This window comes from Pseudoalteromonas sp. Ld20, assembly GCF_045064175.1.
Lineage (GTDB): Bacteria > Pseudomonadota > Gammaproteobacteria > Enterobacterales > Alteromonadaceae > Pseudoalteromonas > Pseudoalteromonas neustonica.
The window spans coordinates 209,201-222,383 of the sequence record NZ_JBISHB010000041.1; the positions used below are offsets into that span (position 1 = coordinate 209,201).

General features: G+C 40.2%; 10 protein-coding genes and 1 pseudogene. 4 read left to right on the forward strand and 7 right to left on the reverse strand.

The window, feature by feature from the left end; genetic code table 11:
• Positions 1–122: 122 nt before the first annotated feature.
• The 3 genes from ACJJVX_RS16580 to ACJJVX_RS16590 form a co-directional block, all read right to left on the reverse strand.
• Positions 123–1,682 (reverse strand): BCCT family transporter, encoded by a 1,560-nt coding sequence (locus ACJJVX_RS16580; protein ID WP_054205516.1) that lies wholly within the window; start codon positions 1,680–1,682, stop codon positions 123–125.
• An 87-nt stretch (positions 1,683–1,769) separates the two neighbouring features.
• Entirely contained in the window at positions 1,770–2,762 is a 993-nt protein-coding gene (locus ACJJVX_RS16585; RefSeq protein ID WP_099296473.1) for a dipeptidase, read from the reverse strand.
• A gap of 14 nt (positions 2,763–2,776) precedes the next feature.
• Positions 2,777–4,222 (reverse strand): aldehyde dehydrogenase family protein, encoded by a 1,446-nt coding sequence (locus tag ACJJVX_RS16590; protein ID WP_054454132.1) that lies wholly within the window; start codon positions 4,220–4,222, stop codon positions 2,777–2,779.
• A 93-nt stretch (positions 4,223–4,315) separates the two neighbouring features.
• Here ACJJVX_RS16590 and ACJJVX_RS16595 point away from each other — a divergent pair, with 93 nt between their 5' ends.
• From ACJJVX_RS16595 to ACJJVX_RS16605, 3 genes are all read left to right on the forward strand, one after another.
• Positions 4,316–5,215, forward strand: coding sequence for a LysR family transcriptional regulator (locus ACJJVX_RS16595; RefSeq protein ID WP_054205519.1), 900 nt, complete (start codon positions 4,316–4,318; stop codon positions 5,213–5,215).
• Between the two features lie 547 nt (positions 5,216–5,762).
• On the forward strand, positions 5,763–7,472 hold the full coding sequence (locus ACJJVX_RS16600; protein ID WP_405632482.1) for a hypothetical protein: 1,710 nt from the start codon (positions 5,763–5,765) through the stop codon (positions 7,470–7,472).
• 10 nt (positions 7,473–7,482) lie between these two features.
• Positions 7,483–8,220: a DUF3726 domain-containing protein gene (locus tag ACJJVX_RS16605; protein WP_405632485.1), complete on the forward strand. Its 738-nt coding sequence runs from the start codon at positions 7,483–7,485 to the stop codon at positions 8,218–8,220.
• 101 nt (positions 8,221–8,321) lie between these two features.
• Here ACJJVX_RS16605 and ACJJVX_RS16610 read toward each other — a convergent pair whose 3' ends face one another.
• The 4 genes from ACJJVX_RS16610 to ACJJVX_RS16625 all read right to left on the reverse strand — a co-directional run bounded on the left by ACJJVX_RS16610 (position 8,322) and on the right by ACJJVX_RS16625 (position 11,637).
• On the reverse strand, positions 8,322–8,645 hold the full coding sequence (locus ACJJVX_RS16610) for a DUF2834 domain-containing protein (protein WP_054205522.1): 324 nt from the start codon (positions 8,643–8,645) through the stop codon (positions 8,322–8,324).
• A 425-nt stretch (positions 8,646–9,070) separates the two neighbouring features.
• A complete protein-coding gene (locus ACJJVX_RS16615; RefSeq protein ID WP_054454125.1) occupies positions 9,071–9,481 on the reverse strand; it encodes a DUF6559 family protein in 411 nt (136 codons plus the stop codon).
• Between the two features lie 286 nt (positions 9,482–9,767).
• A complete protein-coding gene (locus ACJJVX_RS16620; protein WP_405632489.1) occupies positions 9,768–10,802 on the reverse strand; it encodes a GGDEF domain-containing protein in 1,035 nt (344 codons plus the stop codon).
• Positions 10,803–11,142: 340 nt separating this feature from the next.
• Positions 11,143–11,637, reverse strand: coding sequence for a hypothetical protein (locus ACJJVX_RS16625; protein ID WP_054206938.1), 495 nt, complete (start codon positions 11,635–11,637; stop codon positions 11,143–11,145).
• Positions 11,638–11,902: 265 nt separating this feature from the next.
• Here ACJJVX_RS16625 and ACJJVX_RS16630 point away from each other — a divergent pair.
• A pseudogene (locus ACJJVX_RS16630) lies at positions 11,903–12,490 on the forward strand (transposase); the annotation flags it as partial.
• Between the last annotated feature and the right edge of the window lie 693 nt (positions 12,491–13,183).

Genomic DNA, 13,183 nt, shown 5'->3' on the forward strand with positions numbered 1-13,183 from the left:
TAAGTAATTAACATTACAGTTGGTTGTGGTTGGTTATTTGCCCATGCTGTTGGGACAACATAGGACTTTGTAATTATTTAATTAATAAAAGAGGCCGTTATATTTGCCTCTTTTATTTGAGTTTATAAGCCTTGTTCATCCGCCATTTTTTTAGCAATTTGTGGCGCTGTCCAAAGTGACGGTAATAGTACAAACGACACTGGCACCGCCGTGACCACAATAAAAGACTGCAATGCAGAAATACCGCCTGAGCCAATTGAAATTAATAAGGCTGCCATTACCCCCATCATAATTCCCCAAAATACGCGAATTGAGGTTTGCGGGTGATCTGTGCCTGTCATAACCATTGACACCGAATACGTCATCGAATCGCCCGTTGTGGCAACAAAGATAGTGGTGAGTATTAAAAATAATACCGAGATAACAAAGCCCATGGGTAGCTGCTCTGTGATTGCTAATAAGGCGGCAGGTAGATTAAAACCAGTAAACGGCACAGAAATAACACCAGGGTTAGTCAGCTCAAAAAACAAGCCTGAACCACCCACTATAGTAAACCAAAAACACGTGATCACAGGGGCTACAACAGAAATCAATAAGATCATTTCACGAATCGTTCGGCCACGAGAGATCCGTGCAACAAACATCGCCATTAAAGGGCCATACCCTAAAAACCAACCCCAAAAGAACACTGTCCACCAGTCTAACCAGCCTTTATCAGCACGAAAGGTCGCCATAGGGATAAATTCATTTAGATACAGACCAAAAGAATGCAAGTAACTATCAACAATAAAAGCGGTTGGTCCCATCACAAGAATAAACACCATTAGCGCCACAGCTAGAATCACATTAAAACGGCTCAATAATTGAATACCTTTAGTAACACCACTGACTGCCGATAAAGTGTAAATACCGATTAAGCTAAATAAAATAGCAACTTGCGTTGTATAAGTGTTAGGTATTCCAAATAACTTTTCTAAACCAAAGCTCACCTGTAGACCAAGAAAGCCAATCGGCCCAACAGTGCCCGCAACAACCGCTAACACACAGCACGAATCAACAATAGCGCCAAAAGGACCTGTCATTACGCGATCACCAAACACCGGGTATAATAAAGTGCGTGGCTTTAGCGGTAAGCCTTTCTCATAATGTAAATGCATATAAACTATACCAGTCAAACTCCCTAGAATTGCCCACGCTAAAAACCCCCAATGCATAAAGCTTTGCGCTAACGCATTATAAGCAGCTTCTTTGGTGCCTGTTTCACCGCCAAAATGTGGTGGCGGCGAAGTAAAATGTGCCATGGGTTCGGCGGCAGCCCAAAATACACCGCCACCAGCCAAAAGTGTGCACATAATGATGCAAATCCATTTAAAAGTAGAAATTTCAGGCGCTTTTAATCCCCCTAAAACAACTGATCCCGTTCGACCTACGGCTAAGAAAATACCAATCACAAAAGTTAAAAGTAAAAGTACTTGCCAAAAAGCACCAAAGGTCTGAGTAGAAAAAGTAAAAGCCGCGTTGATCCAACCCGACATAAGCTGAATATCGTAAAGTGCTAACGCTGCAAACAGCACCAACACCCCGCCGCTAATTAAAAACACGGGCATATCGACACCCGCCAAAAACTTAATTTTGGTTTTATCTTCCTCACTCTGTTCTATTGCTGTTTTAGAGGTATTCATTATCGTCTCCTGATGGATCTCTTTTAGTTATAATTTATCAAGATGTTACGTTGATACTATGCTATTGCTCCTTACACCAAATCCGTTTTATACCTTTTGTGCCTGTAGCCCTTGGTCAAGGAAATTCAACCAATTCAAGCCCATTATTTTTGCTACTTCTTCATCATGAAAGCCACGCGCCAGTAAACCTTGAGTGATATTAGGAAAGTCGCGACTATCTTTAAACCAAGACAAAGGTTTTGGCCAATCAGCATCTGATTTAGACCCTTCCCCATAATCCATTTCTTTTGACCAGCGACCGTTGCGCATCCACTGCAAAATCGAGATCGGTTGTTCTTGGCATAAATCGGTGCCAATTCCAATATGATCAATCCCCATTAGATCAGCGGTATTAGCCACCATGTCGCAAAACTCATCGAGAGTGCAATCTGGGCCATTTTTTAAATGAAACGGATACAAACTAAAGCCCAGTAACCCACCAGACTCTCCCAATGCTTTTAATACCTCGTCTGATTTATTACGCTTTGCAGCATGAAAACTACTGGGGTTTGCATGCGAAATAACAATTGGTCGCTGCGATATTTCAATCGCATCAAGCGTACTACGCTCACCGCTGTGGCTCATATCAACAATCATCCCTACGCGGTTCATCTCTTTAATAACCTGCCGGCCAAAGCGCGTAACACCACTATCAACGGCTTCGTAACAACCACAAGCTAATAAACTTTGATTGTTGTAAGTTAACTGCATAATCATCAAGTTTAGCTCACGCATGATCTCAATCATTGCAATATCGTCTTCAATCGCAGAGCAGTTTTGTGCACCAAACATAATGCCTACTTTGCCTAGCTTTTTTGCTAAGTAGATATCAGCCGTGCTTTTAACCGGCATAATTAAATCGTGGTGCAGCTCAAAAAGACGGTTCCACTGCCCTATTCGAAGCAATGTTTCGCGAATTTGCTCGTGGTAAACAATGGTCACGTGGACCATTGTTACACCGCCACTTTTTAACTGTTCAAAGATAGCCCTATTCCAATTAGAATATTGCAAGCCATCAATAACTATTAGGTTGTCATGCATAGCACTTTCCTTGGTTATGAACGGATATAAGTGGTTTTAACCACAGTGTAAAATTCTTTAGCGTACGTGCCTTGCTCGCGTGCCCCAAAGCTAGATTCTTTACGGCCACCAAAGGGCACATGGTAATCAGTACCCGCAGTGGGTAAATTGATCATTACACATCCTGTTTGTGCGCGACGCTTAAAATCGGTCGCATATTTAAGAGACTGAGTGCAAATTCCACCGGTTAAGCCGTAGTTTGTATCGTTTAAGGTCGCAAGCGCTTCTTCATAGTCTTTAACCTTGATCACACAAGCAATAGGCGCAAATGCTTCTTCACGGTTGATGGTCATATCATTTGTAGTATTAATAAATAATGCCGGTTTTAGGTAGTAACCTTCGGTATCCTCTGTCACAACTTCACCGCCAATAGCCAAGGTAGCACCTTCATTTTTAGCAATGTCTAAATAGCGAAGGTTCTGCTCCATTTGGCGGGCATCGGCTACCGCGCCAATATGCACGCCCTCTTTAAGTGGGTGGCCAACAACCAACTGTTCCATTCTTTTGATAACAGCCGCTACAAAGCGGTCATGGATCCCTTCAGTTACAATTAATCGTGAAGACGCGGTGCACTTTTGCCCTGTACCAAAGAAAGCGCCGCCAACTGCACATTCCACAGCATTGTCTAAATCTGCATCATCCAATATTACTAATGCATTTTTACTGCCCATTTCGAGCTGACACTTGACTAAGTTGACTGCGGTTGCCGCTGCTACTTTTCGGCCAGTTTCCAAAGAGCCGGTAAATGTTAAAGCATTAATTTTTTTGGAATGAATAAGTAAATCACCCACCTCAGCACCTGGGCCCATTACTAAATTAAATGTACCTGATGGTAAACCTTGGCGAGAAATAATCTCAGTTAGCGCCCAGGCACTTGCAGGCACTTGATTTGCAGGTTTAAATATAATCGCATTACCAAATGCTAATGCAGGCGCAATTTTCCATGCTCCGGTTGCCGTTGGAAAGTTCCATGGTGTAATAATACCCACAACGCCCACGGGTTCACGGTGCGTTTGAATTTCAACACCAGGGCGAACCGAGTCAGCAGTTTCGCCCATTTGACGCAACACTTCTGCTGCATAGTAATGAAAAAACTGCCCTGAACGATAGGTTTCACCAACACCTTCAGCCAATGTTTTACCTTCTTCTCGTGCTAGTAACTTACCTAATTCATCTTTACGAGCGATTAACTCATCACCAATTGCCATTAATACGCGGTAGCGTTCTTCAAGGCCACTTTCTTGCCATTTAGGCTGAGCAGCGACTGCGGCATCAAGGGCAGCCTCGGTTTGGGCTTTATCGGCTTGGGCATAATGTCCAATCGTGTCGCTTAAATCTGCTGGGCTAACATTAGCAATAGAGCTTGCACCTTCAACCCATTGACCTGCGATGTAATTACAAAAAACTGAAACTGATGACATAAATACCTCCATTAATTAATTGGATTCAGTATAAGAAGCATGCTTTAATAACTAAAATTAATAATTAATATCTTTTGATAAGGAAAACTTATCGTGTTACCTGAATTTAAGATTGCTCAACTTCGTCACTTCGTCTGGGTTGCTGAATTAAAAGGGTTTCATTATGCTGCGCAAAAGGCGTGTCGTACGCAGCCTGCTATCTCCTTATCAATACGCGACCTTGAAAATAAATTAGGCGCCGACGTTTTTGAAAAGCGTAGCACTAAAAGTACGATGACGGAGTTAACCCCTTTTGGTAAACATTTTTTACCTAAAGCAAAGGAGCTAATTGCTCATCACGACAGCATTTCGCAAGACATGATGTTAATGCGAAACAATAAATCAGGGCATTTACGGCTCGCCTCTGTACCTTCTATTGCATGTCGGCTATTACCTAATTTATTGTCTAAATTTGTTGCTGATTCACCGGATCTTCATATCAGTTTTTACGATGACAACTCAGAAGCAGTACTAAGAAAAATTGAAAAGCAACAAGTGGATATTGGTATTGCCAGCCTCCCTCATGGTCACGAACATAATAATATTTTATTTACCCCAATTTGGCAGGACGAGATTGGCGTGGTATGCCACAACGAAAACCCACTTGCGAATAATAGCGAGCTGCACTGGCAGGATTTACATGATCAACGCTTAATTAGTAATGGCACATCGCGCTTGTTAGAAGAAACCGAAGCAGCTCCTTTACTTGACGGTTCACAATTTTATATTTCCAATATGCTCTCGTTAATCGCCATGCTCGAAGCAGGTATTGGTATTACAACATTGCCACGCTTTGCGTTTCCAGAGCACAATAAAACACTGTGTTTTATTCCCTTAAAAACACCTCATGTGATACGTCAAATTGGTATCGTGCAACTTAAAAACTCATCACTTTCACCAGCTGCTCAAGCATTCGCTGATTTCATTTTAAAACAGGGGGCGGCGCAACAATAAAGCAGGCCTATCAAATTCCATTTTATAGGCTATATGCTAGGACGTGTTGACCTTTGTGGATTGAAGTTTGTTCAATCTAGGGGCGATTTAATCGCGGCGCGAGGTTTGTAACCTAGCGGGCTAAGTAAAAATCGATCAACAAATAGTCAATCGCCCCTAGGAAGAACCCTTTGGGCAGCGCATGTTTGGCATTTATACTGCGTTATCGCCTATTTATGGGGAACAACCACACTACACAGGCTATACCTTGCCTAAATATCAAACATACGGCTGCAAAATCAATCACGAAAGATCAACACGCCCTAATGTGTTTTAGCAAGGCTTGAATTCAAGCAATAAGTTTTACTTATCAACAGATAGACTTTTTTGACTTGTAACAATGTAAATTTTGGTTCAAAAATGAAGAACCATTTATATAAAAACCAGTTTTGAACACACATTGCCTAAACATTTGAATAAATAAAAACGAAGGTGGTTAACAGCCATAACTGAGTTGCTATTATAAAAAGATTTTAGGTATTAAAACTGTATAAAAGAGATCATTAACATGACTAAACATGCAGATATCCGCGCCTCACTTTGGGGTGATAACGCACTACCACTTCGCCCCCCAAGCCAAGTAATGAACCTTGAACGATTGGGTTCTTTGCACCAAAGCCGGTTAAGTTTTATGCGTACTTTAGTACGTAGAATTTTTCGTGAACGGTGGAAGATTGAATTGGTCACTTTTGAGCTTAACAACGACGGGTTTGGTACTGTTGTTTATGAAGTGAACGCGCCTGATGGGCTGTTTAGTTTTGTATTATTCTCAGACTTATTATTACCTGAAGAGCGCAACGACCGCGTAATTGCAACAAAGTGGGATTTAACCATGGCGTTAGTTGAAGGCCGTGTTAATCCTGAGTACATTGCAAAGTTAAAAGAAAATGTACCAAAACAAGAGGCTGGACGCGTAGACTCCCGTGTATTTGTATTATCACGTGCAAACCGCAGCGCTCGCAATTTTGATTACGTAGTAAATCAATTGGCTACAGGACAACAACCCGATGTAAGTAAAATTGCCGAAGTGGGTTATCTCTATCGTACTACAGCCGTATACGGTAGTGGTAAGCTAGGTATGGCTGATTGGGAAAAAGTACAACAAAAACATCGCGATTTTGCACGTCCATTTGCCAGTGAAATGTTTGTTTGCTTTATGCTACGTAACTTTAGTTTGCTACAAGTGGAGCATATTGCACGTCACCGTAACGAACAAACATTCACACCAATGCGCGCCGATATTAAACGTTACTTTGGCATAGGTAACTCAACTGGCCTTGGCATGGCACCCTACTTAGTTAATCATCCTGTGTTAATTAACCAATGGATTGAAATGCGCGAATTAGCACTCGCCCGTATTCGCTCACTCGGTGCTATTACATCACAAATCAAAACAACACTGCTTGAACTACTAAAACGTTGTGCGCAACATACACATGAAACAATCACCGAAGATAAGCAGCAAACTCAACACAACATCATACTCGCCCAAGAAATGAATAAGCTAACTGAGCAGGTAGTCACTAATTTTACTAGCTGGAATGAATTAATTGCCTTTAGTGAGCAGCACTGCTCGCTGCAAAGCCAAGAAATCCTTGTCTCAGTTATGCTCGAACTTTACCCTGAACTGGTTGATGATCTAGAAGATTTTCACTGCGCTGATGAAAACCTTGATTTAGATCCACTGATGCCACTACACCAATTAAAAGCGGTAATTGAACGCCGTTATGACTGGGCGTTGGCGATTGACTTTGACGCAGAAGGCGCGCGCGAAACCTACTGGTATCGATCAGAAGAAAAAATGGAGCCGCGCCTAGGCAGTATTGCTGACGTAGAAGGTAAAAAGAAAGCCATGGCATTAGCCGTCGGTTACGCTGTACGAAAATGCTATAACATCTTGGTTGACTACATTACAGCAAACCCAAGTCAGATAACCGCCCGCTTCATGGTTGCTCACCCAAAATTACGCGGAATTGTTAGACGCATTCAAGGTATGGACCGTTGTGTGTATGGTGATATCCAGGCAAATTTACTTGATAAAAACGTACTGCCAATGCATTTACTGCGCTGCAAACTCGCTTTTTTTGGTGTAAGTAAGTTTGACCCTCGTTCACGATTATGGGTTAGAAACACTATGTTTCAAGGTGCACCATTACTTGAAGACATCGGTAAACCATTTAGTGATGATTGGTTTATGCCATTGATCCCAAAGCAATGAGGAAAATACTGTGAATATTTCAATGAATGAATTTAAAGCCTCCTTACGCAGGTGCTTTGAAGCAAGCGGCTACTTTGTTGGCAATTACGAAGACGCTGCAAACATGGTGCTATGGCTAGAAAAACATGGTTTAAATGGTTTAACTGAACTTAAACATGCGCTCCCCTACATTTGTAATGATTTTGACAAACCATTAAGCAATGTAATTTACGAAGATAGTACCTCAGCCATCATCGATGCTCATCACCGCAGTGCACTCAATTGCATTGCCGCCGCCGTTGATCTTGCTCATGCAAAAGCACTTGAGGTAGGAATTGCAACAGTCACAGTACATAACTGCCATAACCGGATGTTTGTTCTCAAAGCACTAACAGACCGAGGTCGTAGAGGGATCAGCGCAGCCGCTTATTGGAAAAATGGCAGCGATACCGTCACCGAGCACACCGCAGCTATTTGCTCAGGCAAACGCTACCCAAATTATAGTCAAGCAGTTACTAATCTCATAACCAATGGTGAAGATAAGCAAGCACTCACCATTATATGCAGCTCACGTGTTGACCTAACCTCGTCGTTGCAAAGCAGTGATAGCTTGATTATTACACCTAAGCAAATTGAAAAAAACAAAGAAAAATCAGTCGATTTTGGTATTGAGATAGATGAAAGTACATGGCAAAAAATAAATAAACTAGGGGCTGGTGTTTTAGTAGAAAATACCGAACGCTCAAGGTTAGATGCCGGCGGGCGCTAATTTAATAATACAAACCTCTCAGCCTAATTTCAGGTTAAGAGGTTTGCTTACCTGTGGAGTAAAAATATAAAAACTCACCCAACTACCCCCCCCACACCTACTTAGGCCTTTTTTAAATCTAAATACTGCTTTTCTTTTAAATATAAATACAAAGGAAAGCCAAAAGACACGCCAATAGATAACGTTCCAAGAATTGCCAACCAGCGGTATTTAACTTTGTTTCTTTTACCATCTACAGCGATAAATATTAATAATACCAAAGCAGCAACTAACACATCTAACCAAGCAAAAATGCTAATTGGGTTAATGACTGCAGCATAAAATAAAGCCGTAAAATCTAACCCATTATTTACCAACCAAGGAATAAATGCACCAAAAGGAATAGCAATGCCAAGCACCGTTAAAAATAAATATAATTTAGACAAAACTTGCTCCTACCTATGGAGTCTAATAATTACTATTGACTTAGACTACGCAGAGCCATTTTTTGTCGCTATAAAAAGTAGCATGAGATTTGGGCTTACGAACCCGAAAGCCCGAAGTACCAACTCCTTAAAAAACAAGGAGTATCATATACCCAAGCCGCCTCAAGATACAGACTTCAGCGTTTCACAGGTGTTTAATATCAAGGCGTTACTTTGCAACAATGGTCATCCCTTTTAAAAAGTAACAACGCTGAGAGTAAGCGCCTGTGAAACGCCCAACGGGTTGGTTTAAAAGCGATTTATACAGCGTTATTGATTTTAACAAGGGAACAACCATTATTTGCAATCAATGCCTTGCCTAAATCGCTTTTAACTCCAACTGAAACTGCATCTTGAGGTGGCTTGGGTATATTACTGAGTGACGACTAATCACCACCTCCCCCGCCGCCATCTGTACCGCCATCTCCGCCTCCAAAACTCCCCGAAGAATTTAACGCTGAATTTGATGATTCGGCTAAAAGTGTGGCGAATGAAAAATCAGATACTCCGTTAAATAAAGTATCAGATACATCACTACGCATAGCAATATAATCGCAAGACTCGCCAGCACTATCATAAATATTTTTAAATTCTGCTGGGGAACAATACATTGCATATGCATAGCAGTTATCGATCACATCCGTACTACTGTGATTACCAATTCTCTTTCGTTTGATAACACTATCTACCTGCGCTTGAGTATAATATTTTTTATATCCGTATTGTGCCTTCAAGACTAAAGGCAGGCTTCTAGCGTATTTTTTGATTTTACGTCTTTTGAAAAAACCTTGAAACATAGTCAACCTTCCTTGAGTTATTTAACGAGCCTACAGAGTTACTCATTTAAAATTTATTTTTATTGATGTATCAACCATAACTGATCACCAATTTTGACTCAATCTCTTAATGAAGCCATTAATTGGAAATCACTGTAATAAATTAATAATCAGATGTGACGTTGAGTTAATGCTTTTATTTACTCTAACAAGACAGTACTCCGCCATTTTGAATACTTGCCAAAGTAATCAAAATCTTGCTTGTGTAATAGTATTTGACTCACATTGAGTTAAGGCAACAACTATTTTATGCTATTTCTACACGGTTTCTTCCGTATGCTTTGGCTAAATATAATGCTTTATCCGCACGCTCAACAAAAGCCGGTGTAGTATTACCTTCTTCGAACAATGCAATGCCAAAACTGGCTGATATAGCTCGCTGTTTTTTATCACTTTTCTTACTTTTAACGCAGAGCTTTGCAATTGATTTACGAAGTCTTTCCGCAAAGTTTAATGCATTTGAAATACCTGAAAAATCACCTAAAATGCAAAATTCCTCACCGCCATAGCGATATCCTTTAAACGAATCACCGCATGCATTAAGTACTTTATTAGCAACGACTTTGAGTACATCGTCACCTTTTTGATGTCCAAAATCATCATTAAATTTTTTAAAGTGATCAATATCTATAAATATCAATGCATGGTTCATTCCTAATGGCGCTTCCTCATTACAAAAATGAGCGATATCAAGGTCAAATCGACCTCGGTTATACAACCCCGTTAACGAGTCAGTATTAGCAGCCTCTTGAGTACTTAAAAGTGTTTGTTTTAAATTTGATATCTCTGCGTAGGCACTTTCTAACTTTTTCTGAAATGAATACGCATTTTGTTGCATAAGCACTGATTCTTCCGTGAGTTGATCGACAATACCAAGCACTTCATCATATGACTCAACACTATTATTCTTAATGCCCTGCAGTCCCGAATTACACTGGTATAGAAATGCCGAAAACCCTTGAGAAGTTGCAAGTGTTTTATCAATGTCTTCTTTTACATCTTCAATAGTGTCTTGAAAGCTCGTAGAGATCTCATAAAACAAAGCGAGATCTTTATCTGATAAAAACTCATCAAATAATGCGCGAGCTTTATCTGCTGGGCAGGTTTTGTAGCTTTTTAATATATTATCAAGGCGTAAGTTAAACTCTAAGTTACGGCCTAATACATAACAATACCAAATCGCATAATTGACTGGGGTAAACGGTATTTTAAAGCTCGACATCATAGGAATAACTTTTTTCAAATGCTTGGCGGACTGCGAAAGTGAAGTATTAGTATCCATGGGCTTTGTTACTCATTGATTAGATATGCCAAATTGCTTTAGCTTACTTTTATTATTTTATGTAACACTTACCGGACCAATATAGATAATTGCATTAAATAAATCAATCTAAAATAAACCACCCTAACAGATTAACTTATGTAAATTTTTTTTTGCAATCAAATAATAAGCGTAAATATCATCCAATGGTGAGGTAACATTAGATGGGAGAGTCAACATGCTCTTTTTATATCGTTACTCTATTTTTTATAAACAATAAAAAAAGCGGAGGAGCTATAACTAGCTCCTCCGCATCCTTAGGTAATATGCACGCTATTCGCACGCAAAAAATGTACTTACCTTATGCTGTAGATACGTTTTCAGCACCTGCATTTTTAAGCGCGTCCTCAATATCACTCTTGTTCTCACTGGTATATTTAACACCTAATAGAACTGATCCCTTGGCAATGGCATCTTCATAATATTTGATTTCATGCTCAGGTATAAAAGCACCAATGATAGCACCTACTGTACCACCGGCAGCGGCACCAGCACCGCCAGCGGCAAGAGCCGCCACTACAGGACCAGTAACGATCAATCCAGTTCCGCCACTAGCCACAACACCAACAGCAGTCAAACCACCAACAATTGCCGCTAATACGCCGCCTGATGCAGCTCCAATTATGCCGCCTTCAGCAGCTTTTGTGCCTTCATCAACAGCAAAATCATCTTTTGTGTAAGAATCGTTGGCAACAATGCTAATTTCTGAATTTAAAACACCTAGCGCCTCTAATCTATAGATTGCTAATGTTGCTTTTGAAGCATTCTCAAATAAACCCGTTATAACATTACTCATAATAACTCCTTTTTAAGTTTAAACATTGTGTATGAACTTATTAGAAGCAAATGTTGAACCAGAAATGAAAAAACAGAACTAACATTATAAAATCAACAACTTAAAAATATAAACTAATATATCAGTATGTAAAACTGCACAGAAAAATCAATTAATTGCAACTTTTACGAATAACAGTGTAAATAATTCTCAGAGCTGGGTTTTTAGGTGTTAGTAGTAAATAGCCGTACGAAACTCATAATTGAAATAAACAGACAATAAACTAGACAGCCAGCACAATTTACCTGCCCACAATGTCAATTTAAAGAACGTCTGCGACAGAGAAAAGATGCGCTACTACTTTCCTGACCCCGTTGTACAACGCTCTATTAATTTAAACATGGCCATACACGATTGCTATCACAAGGAACTTAAGCCTTTAGAGCATTATATTGAACAAATGGCCAAACAGCACAACCCTGTTCACCTTAATATTTTGCAAACAATTAATGGTATAGGCCGCATTCTTGCAATCACCATTATTTACGAAATTGGTGACATCAATCGCTTTTCAAGCGTACAAAAGTTCGCTTCATATAGTCGGTTGGTCAAATGCAAAGCAGAGTCTGCCGGCAAAACCTACGGCACCCAAGGTAATAAAATTGGCAATGCACATCTCAAATGGGCTTTCTCGGAAGCTGCCGTATTACTGCTGCGTCACAATCACAACGCCAATAAATACCTTGAAAAACTACAAAAACGAATGAGTAAAGCCAAAGCACTGTCAGCGCTTGCGCATAAGCTTGGTCGCTGTGTTTATTATATGCTTAAAAAAGAGACGGTATTCGATGAAACAAAATTATTAAAGGGTTAGTCACGGTACTGAGTGAGCTGAACATCTAACTGGATATAAGGCTGAGCATCAATCAATTGGGTGAGTTAATAACCAACAAGGTTTAACCTGATTATATACCTACAGACCTAAGCCACTTGTCTTGATTAGACGCTCAGTATGCGTGCATTAATACAATAAACAAAGTCGCTTACACCTGGACTTGAGCCTGAAACTAACTGGATCATAATGATGAAACCAGCCGCCTTGAATAGTGCCATGATTAGGTTAACCGATGAATGTCTCGGCTCTGGCATCCTGCTTCGCTCTACCTTCTAAATCCATTTAGTCGTAGTGCCCCTACGAATCCACAAGGATATGGAAAAAAGTAGGCTGCGATGAGATCGCAATAAGAGAGCCTCTATATGTGTTTGCCGTAAGCAACTTGCTTAACAGCCGCATCGACAGACGAAGTAAACGAATTTGTTTATTGATTTTGAATTGACCGTCAATTTATAAAAACGGTCAAAAAGAACACTATTGCCTATTGACAGAGTTAAGGCTCATATGTGTTATAGCAACAATCGCCAAACCAAACCGAGTGAACAGATAAATACTCCTGACAATGAAAGCCACTGTTGGACTCTTGGATTCCCTATCGTTGGGATGCTTTCTGATTTTAAAATATTAGTTAATGGCGAGAAGAATAATTTCGGCATTAAGCCTGCGCTTAAC

Bases quoted from the DNA above. Each gene is read 5' to 3' on its own strand.
- ACJJVX_RS16580 (WP_054205516.1), bottom strand. From the start codon at position 1,682: ATGAATACCTCTAAAACAGCAATAGAACAGAGTGAGGAAGATAAAACC.
- ACJJVX_RS16585 (WP_099296473.1), bottom strand. From the start codon at position 2,762: ATGCATGACAACCTAATAGTTATTGATGGCTTGCAATATTCTAATTGG.
- ACJJVX_RS16590 (WP_054454132.1), bottom strand. From the start codon at position 4,222: ATGTCATCAGTTTCAGTTTTTTGTAATTACATCGCAGGTCAATGGGTT.
- ACJJVX_RS16600 (WP_405632482.1), top strand. From the start codon at position 5,763: ATGACTAAACATGCAGATATCCGCGCCTCACTTTGGGGTGATAACGCA.
- ACJJVX_RS16615 (WP_054454125.1), bottom strand. From the start codon at position 9,481: ATGTTTCAAGGTTTTTTCAAAAGACGTAAAATCAAAAAATACGCTAGA.
- ACJJVX_RS16620 (WP_405632489.1), bottom strand. From the start codon at position 10,802: ATGGATACTAATACTTCACTTTCGCAGTCCGCCAAGCATTTGAAAAAA.
- ACJJVX_RS16625 (WP_054206938.1), bottom strand. From the start codon at position 11,637: ATGAGTAATGTTATAACGGGTTTATTTGAGAATGCTTCAAAAGCAACA.